General features: G+C 52.4%; 21 protein-coding genes and 3 pseudogenes. 5 read left to right on the top strand and 19 right to left on the bottom strand.

Annotated features, from left to right (window positions below):
* Window positions 1-295: 295 nt before the first annotated feature.
* From BLU70_RS14925 to BLU70_RS14900, 9 genes and pseudogenes are all read right to left on the bottom strand, one after another.
* Window positions 296-896, bottom strand: a pseudogene (locus BLU70_RS14925) (DEAD/DEAH box helicase).
* 92 nt (window positions 897-988) lie between these two features.
* Window positions 989-1,264: an HU family DNA-binding protein gene (locus tag BLU70_RS13650; RefSeq protein WP_074693848.1), complete on the bottom strand. Its 276-nt coding sequence runs from the start codon at window positions 1,262-1,264 to the stop codon at window positions 989-991.
* Between the two features lie 205 nt (window positions 1,265-1,469).
* The gene (locus BLU70_RS13645) at window positions 1,470-1,754 is read right to left on the bottom strand and encodes a 3'-5' exonuclease (protein ID WP_244885231.1); all 285 of its coding nucleotides are present in this window, start codon (window positions 1,752-1,754) and stop codon (window positions 1,470-1,472) included.
* A 101-nt stretch (window positions 1,755-1,855) separates the two neighbouring features.
* On the bottom strand, window positions 1,856-2,938 hold the full coding sequence (locus tag BLU70_RS13640) for a radical SAM protein (RefSeq protein WP_074693845.1): 1,083 nt from the start codon (window positions 2,936-2,938) through the stop codon (window positions 1,856-1,858).
* Window positions 2,939-2,944: 6 nt separating this feature from the next.
* Window positions 2,945-4,384: a protoporphyrinogen oxidase gene (gene hemG / locus BLU70_RS13635; protein WP_074693843.1), complete on the bottom strand. Its 1,440-nt coding sequence runs from the start codon at window positions 4,382-4,384 to the stop codon at window positions 2,945-2,947.
* A 79-nt stretch (window positions 4,385-4,463) separates the two neighbouring features.
* Window positions 4,464-4,685 (bottom strand): hypothetical protein, encoded by a 222-nt coding sequence (locus tag BLU70_RS13630; RefSeq protein ID WP_040290598.1) that lies wholly within the window; start codon window positions 4,683-4,685, stop codon window positions 4,464-4,466.
* A gap of 35 nt (window positions 4,686-4,720) precedes the next feature.
* Entirely contained in the window at window positions 4,721-5,722 is a 1,002-nt protein-coding gene (locus BLU70_RS13625) for a hypothetical protein (protein WP_006447962.1), read from the bottom strand.
* Window positions 5,719-6,333, bottom strand: a complete 615-nt coding sequence (locus BLU70_RS13620) for a cytochrome b N-terminal domain-containing protein (protein WP_006447961.1) — start codon at window positions 6,331-6,333, stop codon at window positions 5,719-5,721. Before BLU70_RS13620 ends, BLU70_RS13625 begins: the two co-directional genes overlap by 4 nt.
* Window positions 6,330-6,458 carry a hypothetical protein gene (locus tag BLU70_RS14900; protein ID WP_272942631.1) on the bottom strand — a complete coding sequence of 43 codons (129 nt, stop codon included), beginning with the start codon at window positions 6,456-6,458 and terminating at the stop codon, window positions 6,330-6,332. Before BLU70_RS14900 ends, BLU70_RS13620 begins: the two co-directional genes overlap by 4 nt.
* Window positions 6,459-6,990: 532 nt before the next feature.
* On the opposite strand from BLU70_RS14900, the gene tnpA reads away from it, so the two are divergent.
* Both tnpA and tnpC read left to right on the top strand, forming a co-directional pair.
* On the top strand, window positions 6,991-7,155 hold the full coding sequence (gene tnpA / locus BLU70_RS15025) for an IS66 family insertion sequence element accessory protein TnpA (RefSeq protein ID WP_420168536.1): 165 nt from the start codon (window positions 6,991-6,993) through the stop codon (window positions 7,153-7,155).
* Window positions 7,113-8,622, top strand: a pseudogene (gene tnpC, locus BLU70_RS13615) (IS66 family transposase). Before tnpA ends, tnpC begins: the two are co-directional and overlap by 43 nt.
* Before the next feature lie 61 nt (window positions 8,623-8,683).
* Here the strand turns inward: tnpC and BLU70_RS15020 are convergent.
* Window positions 8,684-8,989 (bottom strand): annotated as a pseudogene (locus tag BLU70_RS15020) (transposase); the annotation flags it as partial.
* Between the two features lie 190 nt (window positions 8,990-9,179).
* Here BLU70_RS15020 and pgaD point away from each other — a divergent pair.
* Window positions 9,180-9,620, top strand: a complete 441-nt coding sequence (pgaD, locus tag BLU70_RS13605; RefSeq protein WP_040289098.1) for a poly-beta-1,6-N-acetyl-D-glucosamine biosynthesis protein PgaD — start codon at window positions 9,180-9,182, stop codon at window positions 9,618-9,620.
* On the opposite strand, the gene BLU70_RS13600 is transcribed toward pgaD, so the two are convergent.
* Both BLU70_RS13600 and BLU70_RS13595 read right to left on the bottom strand, forming a co-directional pair.
* On the bottom strand, window positions 9,617-11,092 hold the full coding sequence (locus BLU70_RS13600; RefSeq protein WP_040289099.1) for a potassium/proton antiporter: 1,476 nt from the start codon (window positions 11,090-11,092) through the stop codon (window positions 9,617-9,619). The two genes, pgaD and BLU70_RS13600, sit on opposite strands and share 4 nt — an antisense overlap.
* 115 nt (window positions 11,093-11,207) lie before the next feature.
* Complete coding sequence (locus tag BLU70_RS13595) at window positions 11,208-11,654, bottom strand: MarR family winged helix-turn-helix transcriptional regulator (protein WP_040289100.1); 447 nt, start codon at window positions 11,652-11,654, stop codon at window positions 11,208-11,210.
* A gap of 143 nt (window positions 11,655-11,797) precedes the next feature.
* Between BLU70_RS13595 and BLU70_RS13590 the strand changes: the two genes are divergently transcribed.
* Entirely contained in the window at window positions 11,798-13,006 is a 1,209-nt protein-coding gene (locus BLU70_RS13590; RefSeq protein ID WP_074693840.1) for an MFS transporter, read from the top strand.
* A 30-nt stretch (window positions 13,007-13,036) separates the two neighbouring features.
* Window positions 13,037-13,975, top strand: coding sequence for a ribonuclease Z (gene rnz / locus BLU70_RS13585; RefSeq protein ID WP_074693838.1), 939 nt, complete (start codon window positions 13,037-13,039; stop codon window positions 13,973-13,975).
* Here the strand turns inward: rnz and aroA are convergent.
* The 7 genes from aroA to BLU70_RS13550 all read right to left on the bottom strand — a co-directional run.
* Complete coding sequence (gene aroA / locus BLU70_RS13580) at window positions 13,962-15,308, bottom strand: 3-phosphoshikimate 1-carboxyvinyltransferase (protein WP_074693835.1); 1,347 nt, start codon at window positions 15,306-15,308, stop codon at window positions 13,962-13,964. The two genes, rnz and aroA, sit on opposite strands and share 14 nt — an antisense overlap.
* A gap of 15 nt (window positions 15,309-15,323) precedes the next feature.
* Window positions 15,324-15,809, bottom strand: a complete 486-nt coding sequence (locus BLU70_RS13575) for a nitroreductase family protein (RefSeq protein WP_006446469.1) — start codon at window positions 15,807-15,809, stop codon at window positions 15,324-15,326.
* 21 nt (window positions 15,810-15,830) lie between these two features.
* A complete protein-coding gene (locus BLU70_RS13570; RefSeq protein ID WP_420865902.1) occupies window positions 15,831-16,760 on the bottom strand; it encodes a sulfotransferase family protein in 930 nt (309 codons plus the stop codon).
* A complete protein-coding gene (gene cysC, locus BLU70_RS13565) occupies window positions 16,757-17,398 on the bottom strand; it encodes an adenylyl-sulfate kinase (RefSeq protein WP_074693832.1) in 642 nt (213 codons plus the stop codon). Before cysC ends, BLU70_RS13570 begins: the two co-directional genes overlap by 4 nt.
* Window positions 17,399-17,407: 9 nt before the next feature.
* Window positions 17,408-18,628 (bottom strand): glycosyltransferase, encoded by a 1,221-nt coding sequence (locus BLU70_RS13560; RefSeq protein WP_244885230.1) that lies wholly within the window; start codon window positions 18,626-18,628, stop codon window positions 17,408-17,410.
* Window positions 18,629-18,778: 150 nt separating this feature from the next.
* On the bottom strand, window positions 18,779-19,144 hold the full coding sequence (locus BLU70_RS13555; protein ID WP_040289105.1) for a TIGR02328 family protein: 366 nt from the start codon (window positions 19,142-19,144) through the stop codon (window positions 18,779-18,781).
* 596 nt (window positions 19,145-19,740) lie between these two features.
* A partial coding sequence (locus tag BLU70_RS13550; RefSeq protein WP_176780922.1) for a transposase occupies window positions 19,741-20,196 on the bottom strand: 456 nt, incomplete at its 5' end.

The raw sequence follows: 20,196 nt of genomic DNA, 5'->3' as shown, positions 1-20,196 counted from the left end.
ATCCGCAGACGGCCGAAAAAACCATAGAATGCACAGTTGCCCCGCCGGTTCCCCCGGCGGGGTTTATCGTCATGTACGACTTTGACGCAGCGACGACGGGAATGCAAGATGGGCGGGATTTGACGCTCACGGCGTAACCCATGCCCTGCAAGAGGCGGTGAAAGACTAACCGAACATATGTCCGGGCAATTTTAAGCGATGGTTTTGAGGAAATCCAAGCCGGTGTTTTTGGGGAAATCAACCCGATTTTTTTGAGGAATTAAATCCGTTGTTGACACCAGACATCGTGCTGCCATCAGTGCACACCCAGTTCGTGTGATGACACAACGGGCTTCGGGATGGACCTTGGGACATCCGCATCAGTGCAAGGGGCTCTCAAGTGACCCAGGCCGTGGGCAGAGGCTTTGCGCAGTATGGGTCGTCCTTTGCCGTCTATGTTAAACAACACATACCGTTTCGGAGCCACTGCGAAACAAAACAGCGGTGGACCGTTTGGTGTAAACACATCCAAGCGTTCCAGCACACCAAGCGCTCTCCCTGCGCGGCTGTGATGGCACTCGTCATAGATGATGAGGCCAGGTTGTGGGATGTGCCTTCCTGCTACAAGCGTTTGCGTCGAGGCCAACAGTACGTCACCCAGTTGCTCATTGCGCGCACCCTGGATACGCCCAATGAACGCCTCCGGCCACACATAGCGGATTTTTTGCTCCGCTTGGTCGAGTAGTTCCGTGCAATGCGCGATGACGAGAATCGGCTTGTCTCGCGACGCTACCAAAGACAATGGTCTTACCCGCGCCCGTCGGAAGGACGACGAGTTGACGTTTGCGCCCATCGGCAAGCGCCTGAAAAAACGCGTCGACGGCTGTTTGCTGATACGGACGAAGTTGAATCGCCATAGCTCTCTCCTCCCCATCACTCGGCATCCCTCTGCTGACGACACGAAACCACTGTGTCGCAGGGTCAGCACAGGGACGCCCCTGTGCGGTGATTACGCCCGCACGGCCTGTTTCAGGTCTGCGCCCGGTTTGAAGGCCGGCATGCGACGTGCTGGTACGTTGACCATCTCACCTGTTCTTGGATTGCGCGCGGTACGAGCGGCACGCTCACGTGACTCGAACGTGCCAAAGCCGATGATTTGCACTTTCTCACCGGATTCGATGGTTTCTGTGATGGTCTCGAAAAGTACGTTCACGACGGCTTCGCAATCCTTTTTGGTGAATCCGGTCTTATCAGCGGTTTTTTGAATTAAATCACGCTTATTCATCGGTGTATCCTCCTTAGCGAATGTTCATTTATTGATTTGAGCATAACACGGTGAATGTATTTTCACTGGTCAATTTTGCGCCAACTTATCGGTGGAATCGTTGCTCCAGTGATTTGGTTTTCTCGCGAAACACGACGTTCAGTGCGACAATGCTCAGGATTGTTCCACCAACGATGAACCACGTCCACATATCCGTTCTCCCCTTTCATGAACCTTGTAATGCCGTGATAAACCTCGACAACTCTCGTTCTTTGTCGCCATACCATTTGGCTGACAGAAGATATAGATTCTCGCGAGCACGCGTGATCGCGACGTAACACAGGCGTGTTTCCTCGCGCAATTCCTCGCCCTTGAGCGATTTTTTGTGCGGCAGAAGCCCCTCTGCAAGGCCGGCAACGAACACTGTCGTCCATTCCAGATCCTTGGCCTTGTGAATTATGGGGGCCTGAGCTACAAGGATGAACTGCACGTGATGAATTGTTAAGTACACATTTTGGTGTTCCTCCAGTAAATGTGATAGTATTTACCACACCTTAACAGATGGACACCGACGTGCGTTCATACTTCTGCAAACGTTGGTTTAACTTCTGCTCATGGCTGGAGTTCTCCCTTCATGACCATGCTATGTTCAGGAATATATGTGCATAGTGGATCGCTCTCTAGGTAATTCCCGGTCAAAGCATAAGCACGAGCACGGGAACCTCCGCACACGTCTCGAAATGAACAAACATTACATTTTCCAACTAAACGTGCTCTATCACGTAAGGCCTGGAACACAGGTGTATCTCGGTAAATATGTTCCAATGTTTCGTCTCTGATGTTTCCTACCGTAATCGGTAAGAAACCACTTGGAGCCACGTCGCCTATATGTGAAATGAAAACAAATCCATCCCCATCATTGACTGCCCCGCGGAATTCGAAAACATTGTGCTGGAGTACTACTCTCCTATATTCAGGAGACTCTGTTGTTTTGATGATAAAGGAACGTACAAGGCTTTGTTCATACAACCATTCCATCGTCTGTTCATGTTCCTCGGCCGAAATCATATCCCTGACGCGCGCTCGCCCCGTTGGAATCAGCGAAAATACACTCCAAAGTGTAGTTCCGAATGACTCTGCGATATCTGCAATGGCCGGAAGATCATGGAGATTAAAACGAGACAAAGTGGAATTCAACTGGATGGGTATACCTTCTTCTTTGAGGATGTGTAAAGCCCGCATAGTTAAGTCAAAAGAGCCTTTAGTCCCTCTAAAATGGTCATGGATTTGCGCTGTCGATCCGTCCAAACTAAAAGCCCAGCGCGAAAGTCCAGCTTCTTTAGCTTGAAGGATAGCATCCTTGGTGACCTTTGGTGTTGCACTGGGGGAAATTCCGACGTCTAATCCTCGAGATTTAGCATGGGTGATAAATGAAAACAGGTCTTCCCTTTCTAAAGGATCGCCCCCAGTAAACACGATGAGTGACGTGCCCATGTCTGCAATTTGGTCAATCAAATCCAACCCTTCTGCAGTCGACAATTCGCGAGGGTCGCGATATCGCTGAGCTTGAGCCCGACAATGCAGACAATGGAGCTGGCAGGCCCGCGTTACTTCCCAAATTGCAATGAATGGCGCTTGAGAGAAGTCCTTCTTCTGCTCTACACCATTGTGTACACGCTCTACTATGAGTCCCATGCCATTTTACCTTCTTTGCCCAAAATACTCTTTCAATCTTTCAACGGTATGCCCGGCATCGGATATACAATCCGGGATTCCCACTCCGCGATACGCAGCACCCGCGACAAAGAGACCAGGATATTTTTGTAAATCATGATATATCTTATCGATTCGTTCCTTGTGTCCAACATCATATTGAGGCATGGCGTGATTCCAACGCTTCAGTACGATATCACTAGGATTCTGGGTAATGGCTAGTATTCTTCTCAGATCTTCGCGGGCGGCCAAGATGAGGTCTTCATCGCTCCAAAATACCGCTTCTTGGCAACCGTCTCTACCAACATAACAACGGATCAGCACTTGATCTTCGGTCGAAGTATGGGGCCATTTATTGCTCACAATTGTACAAGCGGTTATCGTGCACCCTTCCACCCGAGGTATTAAAAATCCATTCATAGCAAGCTCCGAAGGTACGGATGTGCTCGAATAGACGAAGGTGATGGTGGCGGTGGATACATAGCGTATTTGAGTGAATGTCTCGGGTAAAGGATTGAGCCTATTCAACAACTCAGCAGCGATATACGTAGGCGTAGTAAGGATGATTGCATCCGCCTTCACACTGAATTTGTGTCCGTTGTTGTCTAAAAAAATCTTGTATTTTCCATCCTCTGTTCTATCGATGGACGTAGCCTGGGTCACCAGTCGCAAGTCGGTATTGTCTTGCAGCCTCGCGACAAGTGATTCAATCAATTGAATCAAACCACCCCGAAGACTTATAAATGTTGGCCTTGGTGATTGTTCCTCGACAGACGACTGATGACGATGTTGCAATGCACCGATAATCAGGCTTCTATGTTTCATGTACCATTGGCGAAGGACGGGCATATTGGCATCCAGACTCATATTGTCAATAGATCCAGCGTGAATCCCAGCCAAAAGTGGTGCAGCTAGGACCTCCACTAACTCATCACCCAGCCGTTTTCTCAGGAATTCTCCTAATGAAACGTCTTGTTCCGATAACTTCCCTGGCGTAAATAAGTCTTCTAAGGCACGACACTTCCCCGCCGTACTAAGCAATTCCGTACTAGCTAATGACAATAGGTCTGAAGGTACACCTGTGTTGAAACCTTGAGGAAGAGGTTGCAATTTGTTGTCATGCCAAACCAGGGTTCCACATGAAGACGATATCTGCACAATATCGTCGCTTAGGCCCAATTCTTGCATGAACTCGATCGCTGCAGGATTGCGCGTGAATATGGAATCTGGTCCAGTCTCAATCACTAATCGGTTCGATTTCAACGTGCGGATTTTCCCACCAAATTTTTCGCTCTGCTCACAAACCATGCATTGAATATCCATCGGATTCTCAGACTGTTTGGTGCTCTCACTCCACTGCCGCAATCGAAGGGCTGCTGTCAAGCCGGTTATGCCTCCGCCAATAACAACGACATTCAGTGTTTGCATGTTGTCACTTCCCTCAGCTCTCAGCGATTGGTGATTCAACGCTGTGCACATCAATGAAACGAAAGCTATGAATTTACTTTTACTTTGCTCCAACGCGAGCGGCCCGTTGCCGACGCCAAGCCTGACGTGCTGATGCCCAAATATTACCTGTTACCCAAATACCCAAGAAAAGAATGGGTATTCCGTAGATCAAGTCTGCATGATGGGCGGTCGTAATCCCTTGATACGTGATGGCTGTACCGTAAACCCCTGTGAATAGTGCAAAGATCCAGATTGCCCACAGCCGAATTCCCTGTTTCACTCGAAACGCCTCCTAACAATCTCGTCTAACGCCGGTCAAGAGTGTGAATGACTCGGGCTGTGTGACCGTCCTCGATTGAAACCGTTCTGTTGACCTTGGGATTTGTACCAGTCACGCCAAATCCACTTGTACAGCGGTAAAATCTTTGGCAATTTATTTAGACCTGGAATGAATGGAACAAAGACCAGAATCAAAAACAGCAAGGCCATTGTATAAGCGGCCATTTCATCACCAGCCGACGAGGTGGAATACGGCGGGATTTGGTATAAGAACGTATATGGAGTTAGCCACCACGGTCCAGGGTAGGCTGCTTCGTCGTGATTGATGCCCCACTGTTCCCCCTTCATATTGAGTGTGCCAGCAATCTTGTGAAGTGCTGATCCCTGAAGGAACAGTAAGTCATTTTGGTCATTCCAGCGGTACACGCCCTGATTGGTTTCACGGTCGAGTGCCCCAGATAGAAGGCCGGACGAGGCGAGAGACAGTTCACTATTCATCATCTCCCGAACCGGTCCGTAATTCCCCGCAGGAATACCAACCTGCCCATTTTTTTCGACGATGGCCTTGTTCAGTGCATTCGTAAGGTTTTGATCCCATTTCTGTTGCGTGGCCGCAGGAGCATTTTCATACTGTTTCAGAGCATCTGACAGCGCTGTGTTGTTCGACGCTTTGGCTAACATGCTCAATGGCGTCAACACGTCGTCTTTTGCCGTGTTCAATTGGTAGGGGGTACCCCACCACGTCTCTGGGTGGAAGCCAAATAGTGATTGCGTACTACCGGTTCCATTGTTATATGGAGGTCCATACGTCGACATTTCACCTTGACCGTCAAGGTCCCCAAGTGCAGTTTGCATCACGACAATCGGCTCCGTATTGGCGACTTGTTGATTTGTAACGGCGGGTCGGTACGGTGCTCCAAAGACCGCTGCAGCTCCTATCACTAATACCGCAGTGACGCCAATACCAATCGTACCTTCTTTGAGTAAATCGAATTCTTTCTGCGGATATTTAAGGGTTTCCTTATACTTGCGGTTCATTTGCTTTCTACCTCCTTCTCGGCATTCGCCTCATAAGGCGGAACAACGCCGTTTCTGCGAACTTCAATCAAATGCCATCCAACCAAAATCAGAAGGATAGCTGGTATTACGGCGATGTGCAGTCCATAGACTTGACCACTGTTCAAGATGTTTAAAAATCCATCAAGCCCCGCTCCATTGAAAGCGTCTTTGCTTTGTACCTGATTCCATTGAGAGAAGAAATCTCCGCGAGACAAATACCCCGTGAACGCGCCAACGACAGAGATCCCGAAGGACAATGCACCAAGTATCCAAGTGAATGCGCGTCCTTGTCGCCAAGCTCCCATGAAAAACTGTCCAACGAGGTGCATCGTCATAAAAAAGAAAAACGCCTGCACACTCCAAAAGTGAATACTGCGAACAAACTCTCCCAGGCTCGACACCTGATACCACGTCACGCCCTTTGACGCGAGGATGATTCCGGACAAGATTACAAACACCAGACTGCTTAATGTGAATATCCCAAAACTGTAAACAAGAGACGAAACATAAACTGGTTGTTCAGAAGGTAACAGATTATCCCACGTCAACTGTTCGGAAAGTTTGTTACGAACGCGTGTTGTCCAATTCATTTGCCTTCACCACCTTTGTGATGGCCTTTTCCATGAGGGTACGATCCGAGCAAAAACGCGATAAACACCACTAACCATAGCCAATCCATCAAGTGATTAGGCCAAACATTAGACATGTTCACCATGGGGTTTTCCTCCATTCGTTTGAACTTAGTTATCATCGGGAAAATATATGACAGGCTCCTTGGACACGATTTTTTGAAACATTTACTTGCTTGAATCTACGCAAATATTTCCCTGATAAAAGATAGAATGTACTTTTTGGGAGTGAGAAACAGGAACATGCCTCCACTGTCTTTCATGTTTCATCTCCCCTTTCGCGTTTCATCTTAGAGCTTAGGGACGAAACTATGGAGACCGAATTATACTATTTTTGGTGGTGTCGGCGAACTAGTCGGATTGTCATTAGAAATAGTCCTACTTGACTAGTGCAGGATGGTCGAACTAGACACGAATCGGCCAGTATACTTACCATCGAGGAATGTGCATTGTGGAACAAACCGACCTGTGTTCGAGTGAACCGAGTGTGTAAAATGATCTGTGTAAACTCCCAAAGCCCCAGAGTGGGAGCTTACAAGGGGAGTGAAGCGACATGGAGCTTTTGTCCAAGGTGAGCGTCAAATAGTGCACACCTAGCGCCAGCGTGCCTGGTGCGAGATGCCCCCCCCAGAATCCAACCATGGAGGGATCATCGTGACGAAGGCGGAGTTGGAACAACATCGCGAGCTTTGGCGTGCCCGTGTTGCAAACTTCCGGGCAAGCGGGTTAAGCGGCGCAGCCTGGTGCGCTGCGAGGCGCAGGAACAGGAAATCGCGGAACTGAAAAAGCAGGTCAACCTGCTGCCGGAACAGCTTCGTCTGGCCCGTCATCGGCAGTTCGGGAAGTCCAGCGAACGCACGACAGACAACCAGATACGCCTGGACCTGGTATTCAACGAGGCCGAGGTTGAGGCGCAACCTGAAGCAGAAGAACCCACCTTCGAGGCGGTCACGTACCAGCGGCGCAAGAAGCAGCCAGGTCAGCGGGATGCCATGCTGGCAGACCTTCCGGTGGAGCAGATTGAATCCCGTCTGCCGGAAGAAGAACGGATCTGTCCGTGCTGCGGCGAGGTCATGGACGAAGCGGGTGTCGAGATCCGCCGCGAACATGTCCAGCAACCATACGCATGCCGGACGTGTGACAAGCATGGGACCGAAACGCCCATGGTCAAGGCGCAGATGCAAAGGCCCCCGATACCGGGCAGCCTGGCGTTCGCCTCCATGCTGGCGTACGTGATTGACAAGAAGTACCTTGACGGTTTGCCGTTGTACCGCCTGGAGGAGCAGTTTGCCCGGCAAGGCCTGCGGTTGACCCGGCAGACCCTGGCGAACTGGGTGGTGTTGGGGGCGACGCGGTGGCTTGATCTCATATACCACCTGTTGCACGAGGAACTCCTCCAGCGCCGGTATCTCCATGCGGACGAGACGACGCTGCAAGTGCTGCATGAGCCGGGGCGGTCTGCCGAGGCGACATCGTACATGTGGCTGTACCGAAGCGGTCAGGATGGGCCACCGATTGTCCTGTTCGACTATCAGGAGACCCGTGCGAAGGAGCACCCGAAGCGCTTTCTCGAGGGATTCAAGGGTTACCTGCACGTGGACGGGTACAGCGGGTACAACGAGATTCCGGATGTGAAGCTGGTTGGGTGCTGTGCACATGCCAGGCGCAAGTTTCATGAGGCACACACTGCGCTGCCGGCAGAGGAGCGAAAGAAACCGACCGCTGTCAGGATAGCATTGGAATACTGCAATCGGTTGTTTAAGATTGAACGCGCCCTGAAGGACGCGACGCCAGAAGAACGCCACGCAGAGCGGCAGAGGTTAATCCGGCCGGTGCTGGACGAGTTTTTGGCATGGCTTGAGGAGCAGCGCGAACAGGTACTGCCCAAGAGCGCCTTGGGGCAGGCGGTTTCGTATTGCCTGAACCAATGGGCCGAAGCTGACGGTATTCCTAGAGGACGGGCATCTGGAGCTGGACAACAATCGGAGCGAGCGCTCCATCAAGTGGTTTGTGATTGGCCGGAAGAACTTCCTGTTCGCGAACACGCCACGGGGCGCGAGGGCCAGCGCCATCGCGTACAGCCTGGTGGAGACAGCCAAGGAGAACGGACTGGATCCATACTTGTACCTGGAATACCTGTTCGAACGGCTGCCCAACATCCAGACTGACGACCGGACGGCGATGGCTGACTTGCTGCCGTGGTCCAACCACTTGCCGGACGGCATCCGCAGACGGCCGAAAAAACCATAGAATGCACAGTTGCCCCGCCGGGGAACCGGCGGGGTTTATTGTCATGTACGACTTTGACGCAGCGACGGCGGGAATGCAAGATGGGCGGGATTTGACGCTCACTCCGATCTCGAGGAAGCGCGATATCGATGTCGCCGAGTTCAGACTGAACCGTCCGCTTAGCTCCATGTTCGTTTCGCGCGTTATCTGTAACCTTGTGCTTGGCGTCGTATTTGGAATACCCAAGGTGCGTGTCCAATTCGGCCTCGAGCATCTCTTGAACGGTGCTTGCGAACAGGTCTTTCAACATGCTTTGGACATCGTTGATATCCTTCAATTTGCCGTCTCGAATGAGTTGACGGATTTGCTCCTTGGACAAAAGCTCCATGTCGCTTCACTCCCCTTGTAAGCTCCCACTCTGGGCTTTGGGAGTTTACACAGATCATTTTACACTCTCCAATTTATTGGGCGATTGGAGCCTTTGTCGTCGTTATCGCGACGCCGCGAGCCGTATTGCGCATGCTGCGGCGACGAACGACATATGCAACTTGGCACAGTCCGGACAGGGGGATGTCCTCATGAACGACGTAAGGTTAAAGTGGAACGAGATGGTCATCGATTCCGGCCCGCACCGCTCCAAATCTCGACGATTTGCAGAAGCGTTGCTTACGGTCTCCGGGTGGCTATGGGTTTGCAGTGTGCTATGGCAACTTACGCTGTCACTCTGCCTCTGGATCCTTGGTGTAAGTTATGCCAAGCTTTATTTGTTCACCGCGCTTTCATACACGTCTTTTCTCATCTTTGTACGCGATGCAGGCATTGTCGGTTGCGCATCCCTGTTGGTGTTTGGTTCTTGGGTAGTATATAACAAGCGGAGATTTGGAAGCTTGCACCGCAGGAAGTTCCCACGCGACGTCACAACCCAAGAACTTGCAGATAAGCTTGGTATCCATTCACTGCAAATCGAAGAATGGCAACACTCCTCATGGATTGACTGGCGGATAGATAAACAGGATTAGGGCAGCATGGCCGCGTCGCCAACGGGTTCGCTCGCAAACAGTCGATTGATTTCCCCGATTTGACAAGCTTCCGCCAGTATCAGCAAATGATCTCCCACGCGCAGGCGGGTGTGCCCACGCGGCACAATCGCCTTTGCGCCACGCACAACGCCGTAACACAACGTGTGATCCGGAAACGGGATGTCCTGCAACCGTACATTCACATACTGGGATTCTGCGCCAATTTCTACAGGCACGACAACCGCAGTCTCGCGCGTCAGCGACATGAGATCGAAAATGCTTTCTGACGGCGTTTCGGCGACGAGTTCAAATTTCTCCGCCAGCCACTGTACCGTAAGCCCTTGAATCAACGTCGATGCGATCACGATGAAAAACACAATTTCAATCAGCACGATGTAACCTGTAACCTGAGCCTCCACCGCCGATAGAATCAAGACAATAGGAGCCGCCCCGCGCAATCCCGCCCATGCCAAGAACCACTTTTCCTCCGCGGAAAATCCCATGCCGAAAGTAGCTAACCAGACAGCGACAGGCCGTGCCAGGCTAATGGCGGCAAAAGCAAGTAAAACGCCCTGTACAGAGATACTCACAAAATCACGAGGCACAAGGAAGAAACCGAGGACGACAAACATGAGAACGTGCATGGTCCAGGCTAGCCCTTCGTGAAAGCGAACAACGGTAAACCGTTGCTCCAAACGACCGCTGGCGATTACGACACCCGTTGTATACACCGCGAGAAACCCGCTACCATAAAAGCTTTGGGCTAGTGCAAACGAAAGTAATGCAATGGCAAGCGATAAGGTTGGATACAAGCCGGCAGCATCGAGATCGACACGAGTCAACAGTAAACGCCCAACCCATCCAACCATGACGCCAACCAGAATGCCCATACCCATCTGCAACAAGAAGAGATCGATCACGGCTAACAAGCCGCTACTATGGTGTGGGATGCCTGTCTGAGACCATTGAATCAGCACAGTCATCAGGAAAAATGTCATGGGATCGTTTGTGCCGGATTCGACTTCCAGCACGTCTGCCAATCGGCCGCGCAGTGACGTGTTCCCCAAGACACTGAATACCGACGCCGCATCGGTGGAACTAGCAGCCACGCCCAGCATGGCACAGGGCAACCACGGCAGTTTTAAAATGAGGTGAACACATAGCGTCATCAGGGTTGCAGCCACGATCACGCCAATCGTTGCCAGGGATAAAGCCGGGGCTAGTGCACGGCGCACGCGGCGCATGGACGTATGAAGGCCACCTTCAAACAGAATCATGGCCATAGCTACATAACTTAGGTTCTTGGCGACGGTTGGCGTCACATTTTCGAGCAAGCTCGGCATCAATGCCGCCATGGCTACCCCAACCGCCACGAAACTGATCAGGGCCGGAAAGCCAAGTCGCCTATTGGCACGAGCAAGCAGCACACCAGCAAGCAAAATGACGGCAACCATTAACGTAGCGGCATTCATGTGGAATCCTCCTGCAAAACCTTGCGACGGCTCGAATCTATAGGCCGTCGTTTCATGTTTACAGGATTGCCGTCCAAAACATGTTCGCAACCGCCTCCCCACACATTCATGCCGACTAGCGATTCTCCTGCTCTTGCTGACGCTGTCGCAAACGGTCGTTAAATCGCTGCAGCAATGCAAGAAATTGCTCCTTGTCATCATCGGACCAATCTGCCAACAATTCGGCATACAGTTGTCGACGCGATTCACGCGTGGCTTCGAGGGCTGCGCTACCTTCTGGCGTGATCGAAAGCCTGACCTGGCGTTTGTCGATCTCGTCACGCTCCTTGGCAACCAAGCCAGCGCCGACGATGGGCGCAATTTGCCTGCTAATGGTAGAGATATCAAGTTGGAATACGTTCGCAAGTTGCCCAACGACCATTGGCCCATTATTGTCCAATGCCAATAGAATCAGGTATGCGGACCGATCAAGGTCTTGATGGCGCTGCCAACTCTGTCTAGCCCCTTCGACTCGCCTTGCGAAGACGGCCACTTCCCGCTCGAGTTCCTGCAATACGTCCATGCGCTACGCCTCCAAACGAACGTCCGAATATCGATTCATAACCATGCAATCATCGTAAGACAGTTGTATAATACAATAGTTGTGGTATTCAAGTGAGCTATGCGCTCAAGCACAACCCAGGAATTCACAAGGGGGAATGTATGATGTCTGCACAATCTCAGGCTCCGGATGAATTTGCCGAAGCCGAAACAAGTATTCTACGTCAGCCAGCTCCGGTTTGGGCCGTAGCCTTCGCCTGCGTCGTCGCGTTTATGGGGTTGGGCTTGGTAGATCCGATTTTACCGGCAATTAGTGCACAACTGCATGCAAGCAAAGCCCAAACCGAGTTGCTGTTTACCAGCTACATGCTTGTCACCGGTTGCATGATGGTGTTCACCGGCTTCATCAGCACGCGCATCGGCCCTAAGTACACGCTACTCATTGGCCTCTTGTTCATCACTGGTTTTTCCTTTTTTGCCGGGCGATCCGCAAGTGTCGGCCAAATTGTCGGTTTCCGCGGTGGCTGGGGTGTCGGCAACGCGATGTTTATCGCGACAGCGCTCAGCGTGATCGTATCCTCTGCACGCGGCTCAGCGGCTAGTGCTGTCATTTTATACGAAGCCGCGCTGGGACTGGGCATGTCGGTAGGGCCCTTGCTTGGCGGCACACTTGGTTCGCATAGCTGGCGCTATCCATTCTACGGCGTCGCAACCTTGATGGCGATTGGATTTATTGCGGTTCTTCTATTCCTTCGTGGCGTACCTAAGCCTACGCATCGAGCGTCTATTTTGGCTCCCTTTCAGGCGTTGCGCCATCTCAGTCTGCTCACACTTGGGCTGACCGCACTCTTTTATAATTTTGGCTTTTTCACGTTGCTTGGCTATGCGCCTTACCCACTTCATATGAGCGCGCATGGCATTGGCTATACGTTCTTTGGCTGGGGCGTGTTACTTGCCATCACATCCGTGTTCATTGCGCCCAAGCTGGCCGAGAAATTTGGCGTCTTGCACACCATGTATGGAATTCTCGCGTTGTTTGCAGCAGATTTGCTGGTCATGGGACTGGGTATCCACTCACAAATCACGTTAGTGATTTGCATCATCGTCGCAGGTGCATTCCTTGGTGTAAACAACACCTTGATTACGACAGCCGTCATGCAAGCGGCGCCTGTGGAGCGCCCGACTGCTTCCGCTGCGTACAGCTTCGTGCGTTTTGTCGGTGGCGCTGTGGCACCCTGGTTGGCCGGCAAACTCAGTGATGCCGTTGGCCCTGCCATGCCGTTTTATGTGGGTTGTATCGGCGTGCTCGTGGCGTTGGGTATACTGTTCCTGGGCAGAAACGTGCTGCGCCATGTCAATTCGAGTTCGCATTAAGATGGCGATGACGCGCAAAGGAGCGGTCGCATGGAACTCTATTTTCTCGGCACAGGTGCCGGCCTTCCGTCGACAAGGCGCAACGTGACTTCCATCGCGCTGCGCCTTTCGCGTGGAACAAGCAGAGTTTGGCTGTTTGACTGCGGCGAAGGTACGCAACAACAAATGTTGACAGCACCGTTTGGACCTTCGAAAATCAATCGCATCTTCATCACCCATTTGCATGGCGACCACATCTATGGCTTGCCGGGCATGCTCGGCAGCCGTTCCTTTCAAGCGGGCAGCGGTCCTCTGTCTATCCTCGGACCGTATGGCCTCCGTACCTTCCTTGAAACCGCTATAGCCACGAGCGGAGCGCATCTCTCCTACGCTTGGGACGTAACCGAACTGGGCAATGAGTTGCAATCTGTGGTCGTGGATGGAGACTACGAGGTAACATGGCGGCCTCTGCGCCACGGCATCCCGTCGTATGGCTACCGCATTCAAGAAAGGCCGTTTCCAGGGGCTCTGCGAAAGGATTTGTTGGAAGCAGCAGGCCTGCCGCCAGGCCCGCTGTACAAAGAGATTAAATCCGGACAGGACGTCACCCTGCCCAATGGTCATATCATCGTCGCCAAAAACTTTATCGATCCGCCCGAACCAGGGCGTATCGTCACCATCTTGGGCGACACGCGGCCTTGTGACGAAGCGGTGACACTAGCGCAGAACGCCGACATCATCGTCCACGAAGCCACGTATACTGCTGCCGACGCCGATCTCGCAACTCGCCATCAGCATTCGACCGCGGCTGAAGCCGCGGAAATCGCGCGCGCAGCGGGCGCGCGCAAGCTCGTGCTGACACATGTCAGTTCGCGTTACGATAGTATGGGTGAAGAACAACTGCTCGCCGATGCCAGGCGCATCTTTCCCAATACCGTACTCGCACACGACCATCTGAGCGTGCCCGTAGAGCGCGTTAGCTCAACGTGACTTGGATGCCAAGTTCTCTTAACTTATCAAAAAACGTCGGACACGTCTTTGAGACGCAACCAGGATCCTCAATTTCAATACCGGGCACGAGTAAGCCCATCAGTGATGCCGCCATCGCCACGCGATGATCATCAAACGAAGAAAGGCGAGCGCCGTGCGGGGTACCCGGGTAAATCGTCACTCCGTCCGCCCGCTCATCGACCGCAATACCAATGCTGCGCAGCGTCTGGACGATGACATGTAACCGATCCGATTCATGATGACGAATGTGTTCGACGTCCGTGATCGAGATAGGACCGTCGGCAAACGGGGCGATGAACGCAAGCGTCAGGGTTTGATCTGACATTTCCTTCATGCTGATGGTCATACCGCCACGGAGGCGCTCCGGCCCCTGTACGACGATTCCCTGCCCTGACGTGTCTACAGCGCATCCCATCTGTGCTAGAACATCGACAAAATGTACGTCCGGTTGGCGCGTGTCATACCTTAAGTTTTGCACGCGTACCTGTCCACCGGTGAGCGCGGCGGCCGCCCAAAAGTAACATGCCGTCGACGCATCTGCTTCAATCGCATATTCCCTGGCAATATAGCGTGATGCCTCGACCTCTATGGCAGTCAGTCCTGGCGCCTCATGCACGCGGGCGCCGAATTCGCGCATCATATCGAGCGTAATATGAACATACGCGTGTTGCACAATGTGATCGACAATCTCCACAGTTAACGGAGATTGTGCATACGGCGCCGCAATGAGCATCCCGCTGATGAACTGTGACGATGTTGCCCCGGACATGCGAAGGGTGCCCCCTGCGAGTCCGTTGGCTTTCAGGCGGATGGGAAGTGTATGCGGGCGCTCTGACAGCGGCGTGATGGAGGCGCCAAGCGATAGAAGCGCCTGGAACAATTCGCCCATCGGGCGTTCATTCATACGGCGACTGCCACGAATGGTCCACGAGCCATGTCCAGCCGCTAGAGCACTCGTCAAAAAGCGTGCAGCAGTGCCTCCCGCACCCGTGTACACCTCAGTGTCAACATTTGGCCAAGAGCCGCCTGTACCTTCGACGAGCACCACTTCAGGTCCTACATCAACACGTACTCCCAACTGCCGTAACGCCTCAATGCACCAATACGCATCGTCACTTCGCAGCACACCTGACAACTGCGATGCACCCTCTGCGAGCGCCGCGATAATCAATGCCCGATTGGTCACACTCTTGCTGCCCGGGACCACGATATCTGCCACAACCGGCTGTCTGACAGGTGTTATGGCAGCTACATGAACACCGTGCAAAGCCCATGGCGATCTCGCGTGCAAATCTGCCTCCTGCGATGACATTCGCTCACCCCAATCTTATGGAAGACGCTTGATCCGATTGGCAATGGCCTCGCGTGGCTTCGCCTCTGGCACTTCTCGGGGATAGCCCACACCAATAATGTTTGCGACCTCGTAATCCTCCCCGACACCAAGGGTCTCGCGCGCCGCATCCGTCCAACCAATGGATGTCCAACGAATGCCCGCGCCATGACTTTGCGCCAACAGGCTAAAATTCTGTATGAAACACGAGACAGCCATCAGGTTTTCATCGCGCTCCACCTGAGTTTGACCACGTTTCGCCAAAATGGCTAAAACAAGTGGCGCATCGCCGAAGTTTTGCCCATGCTTTAACTGTGCCCGCGTTTCCGGCCCGACAACGAGTACCTGCCAAGGCTCGGTCATCTTATGGTTCGGCGCAAGCTTCGCTTCCTCCAGCCAGCTCATCCATAGCGCTTCGTCAATGGGTTCTGGCTTAAAAAACTTGATATGACGCCGTGTGCGAATTGCTTCAAGCACGTCCATGGCTTCTCCCCCTAAGAATCTTCACTGTCCACTCGCCTGCTGCTTGTGTTTGCGCCAAATCGACAAGTCGCGCTGAAGAACGTCTTCCAAAGCCGCGATATCCGAAGCAAAATATCCTTGCAACTCGGCGCGAATGTCCGGTTCCATCTGTACCCGTTCCAACACCATCGACTTCATTTGATTGCCGATCCGCTCGCGGAAACTCGCAGGTAAAAACGGTTTGACAATCTCTTTAATCCCGTGTGGCTTCGAAATAAAATTGTAAATCGCCCGCGACTTGGGTACTCCCGATTCGTTGTGGCGAATGGAAGTATCCGGTGTGAAATCGGGCGAAATTTCAAGAAAGGTGCAGACGTCGCGGACAGCGGCCACCGGATTGCGCGAAAATTCCTCAAAGATAATAACCTTCACACGCTCCGGTCCAAATACGTCGAGATAACGCTGTACCTGCTCAGCATACAGGCCTACGGCTCGATAATACCATAACGGTTCGAAGTCCCCCGCGATGCGTTCGTCCTCTTTCGCCAAGGATTCGCGAAACGGCAGCCGCTCTCTTTCGTCGCGTACCAGATGCATATATGCGGAAAAGGCGCGATCGACCGGGTTGCGCAGCATAATGATGATGCGCGCGTCTTCGTATGCCTCGTAAATGCGTTTAGCCGTCCCGGGATAATACAAATAGAATACGGATGACTCGCCGACTGCCTTCTCGTCACGCACTCCATCAAACAAAAGATCGTATTCGGCGCGATCGCGAATCGTATATAAGTTCATGCCTTCATCGCCGGGTCCGCGGAACGCAGGCGGAAAGTCCGGGATTGAGAAATAATGTGCTTCTTTTTTGGGCGGGATGAACACCTCGGGGTGTTGGCTCAAATAGCGGTCCAACGAACTGGTTCCTGACTTTGCGGCCCCGACAATAAAGAAATTCGGCCTTCCCAACCTCTTCACCTCCGCTCACGAACAGTTGTCGCGGCCTGCCCAATGCCAGTTGCCTGCGGTATCACACCTTGTGCTTCCAAATGACGAATGATCTCTGCAACACAATCGGACACGGCCATCCGATCCGTATGTAACACGATATCCGGGTTCTCCGGCGGTTCATAGACCGCGTCGATACCGGTAAAATTGCGAATCTCGCCTGCCAGCGCCTTCTTGTACAACCCCTTGGGATCGCGCTGCTTACACACTTCAATCGGACATTCGACATAGACTTCGTAAAACTCGCGTTCTCCGAATCGGCCTCGCGCCTTTTCGCGATCTTCTCGCGTCGGCGAGATGAGTCCCGCGATGACAATCATTCCCGCATCGACGAACAACTTTGCGATCTCGGACACCCGGCGGATGTTCTCACTGCGATCCGCCTCGCTAAAACCGAGGTCCGCATTGATGCCGTGGCGCAGATTGTCGCCATCCAATAAGTATGTGCGCAGGCCACGGCGGTGCAACGTGAGTTCAAGTTCGCAGGCAATGGTCGACTTGCCGGCGCCTGACAATCCCGTAAGCCAAATGGCGCAACTCGAGTGGCCGTTTAAGCGGCGTCGATCTTCTTTTGTCACAGGCGTCGGCTGCCAAACGATTGAATTCATGTCGTAACCTCACTTTTGTCTTTTGTGCAGCAAGCGTTCCATCAGTTCGGCCAGTCGGCCAACCACGTGCTGCGTCGTAAACTCTTCCGGAATGGCAACCTGGTTCGCCACGCCAGATTGAAACTCGAAAAAACAACGGCGAATGCCCTTTTCAACACCATCTACATCGCGCGGGCTGACAACGAAGTGGCCGTGCTGACGCAAAATATCTGCCGCCGTTCCTTGTTCGTCCGTAATACCCAGGATTCTCCTCCCAGCTCCCAGATAATCGATCAACTTGGACGCCAAAAATGGATTTCTCCCATTCGCGGACGGAGCATCAATCAATAGAAGGACGTCTGCCTGCCGCATCATGTTCAAACTTTCTAAATACGATACGCGACCACGATGCACAGGAACCGGCGACTGTGCGACGAGATCGGCAAATTTGGCCTCCACGTTGCCGAAAAACTGCACCACTGTGCGCGCTGCCATCGCAGGCTCGGCCGCGACAGCTTTGTGCAAGCCTGCCAGGAACGGTTCGGGAGATCTCGCTCCGTAAAAATCCCCCAAATAGGAGAAGACCAACTTGTCCACGAGCTCTGGTGTTCGCGCAACAGCGTTGGGATAGAGTTCCGGTGTGAAGTGATGCGGCAAAATCACCGATTTCTGCGCGATTGGCAATGCCGGGTACGACCGTCCGTACATCTCCTGAATTTCCGCCGTAGGGAAAATCAGCACATCGGCTTCCTCGACAACAGCTTGTTCCATCCGCTGATTGAATTGTTTGCGCCTGCTCGTATGATGGACGTGATATGGGTTATTTGCCCATGGATCGCTAAACTGTGCAATCCAAGGTTTCCCTGTACGCCGCTTAATACCTAACGCCAGAATATGACTGGCACCGGGTTGAGAGCGGCTATAAATCACATCGCATTGACTTTCGTTTGCACCTAAATGAGTGGCTTTCGCCCACAAATAGTTTTCATCCACCACAAGCCCCATCAGCTTCTCCAAAGCCCGCCGTGGTTTATAGGCCGTGGGCTTCCAGGTCCGCGAACGGATCACATCCACTGCATCTGGCAACTGCAAACGCGCATCCGATCCCGCTCTTTCATCGCTTGTAACAAGCCGTAGCCGAAAGTGGCTGGCCAACTCGCGCAACGTCTTCCACACCAAAATCGCCTCCGCATTCAACTGCGGCGGCGCAAAGTAGGAAACGACCAAAACGGTCGGTTTCGCCCTGGTCACGGGTCTTCCCCCTATTCAATAGGCTGCATTGATATCTGCCGTGATTGCCTCGCTGTGAACGTCCCTAGTCTACACAAAGGGAAAGGCATCAACAACGAAACACATAGGGGCACACCTTTCGGGATGTCGAGGATGCCACAGCACGCGCAGTCAAAGGTGGATACCCTTCCGGCGCAGATTTTCACGGCACTCCTGCAAATATCTAGCATCGTGCTCAGGGTAAATCGGCTTTGTTGGCGAGTATTGACGCGGGTCAATGGCGATGGGTTCAAGGCGTCGCCCGCGGTAGCCCGGCACTCGCCACTCTGGTGCGACGCGATAGCCGCGCACCTGCATTTCGTCCATCACGAGACCGTGGTACTGAACGAGATATTCATAAGGATGACGGAATACATAGTTGACGGTCGCATGCGGACGATTCCAGCCAAGTCCGCGCAAAGCACAGCACTCTCGATGCTGACCCAAAAGTTGCTGGCGCGGCAAAACAGCGATCAAAGCTTCATGCCACAGGCGCATGCGAGCCTCCTTGAACGCAACTGAGTCTCCCGGTACTACGTATGGCACGTTGGGGGACAAGGTACATGTTCAGTATACAGATAAAGCATTGAGACTTCATTGAGATTTTTTTGAGAAAAAGCGAAGCGCAATGATTATAACGTTTCGTGACATCACGAACAGATGGTGTTTTGTGCCGGCGGTTTTGATCTCTGACGCTGAACACAGCGATGGCTGCTATGAAATTTACAGCTATGATGATACTCATCAGCACTTGATAAATAGATTCTGCCTATCGGTGTGCTTTCCAGGCCCGGATCACCTTCTCCTTTCCGCCTGTCCTTTGCACGTATAGATTGACAACAGTAAGCTGCCGATGTAGTGTATTGGTTCATACTTTTGGTTACAAAAAATTAGTTGATATACTTTGTGAATTTACATATCGCAATTGCAATTGACCTAGTTCTTCGATTTGAACACTTGAGCGTCCGATAAAAGCTTTTCGGATACGACAGGTCTATTTGGGTCACTATGATTCTGTTTATGGGGAGACCCGTGAGGATCAAGTCCTAAATGTGGTGTCAATTCGTCCCTCGGTAGCTTCGGTGTTATGTCACCTAAGTTGGCTCACTTTTGATGGCTGTGCGGTCTGCTTTTTTTTGTTCTTCGCGCCATGTGAAGTAGTCCTTCATGTCGAGATACTTGTGCCCTGACTGCCATTTCTCGTCCATCTCCATCAACAACGCCCCGATGAGTCTGATCACGGATTCGCGGTTTGGATAGATACGGATCACCCGGTCGCGGCGGCGAATCTCCTCGTTGAGTCGCTCCACACCATTGGTGGTTCGAAGTCTTTTGCGATACCGTTCCGGCAAGCATAGTACCGCCGTAATGTCATCAAACGCGGTTTCGAGCAATGTAACAGCCTTCTCGGCCTTCTCGCTGTAGTCGGATACGACCTGGTCCATCAGCAACCGTGCGGTGACCACGTCCGGTGCGTCTAGGATTGCGCGTACTTTGCCATAGAGTTCATCGCGCAAATTTTTCGGCGTGGCGTCCAGAAAATTGCGCAT

The organism is Alicyclobacillus hesperidum, from assembly GCF_900107035.1.
Taxonomy (GTDB): Bacteria; Bacillota; Bacilli; order Alicyclobacillales; family Alicyclobacillaceae; genus Alicyclobacillus; species Alicyclobacillus hesperidum.
Note: the sequence above shows the minus strand (reverse complement) of the source record. Positions and strands in the feature narration are given on the sequence as shown.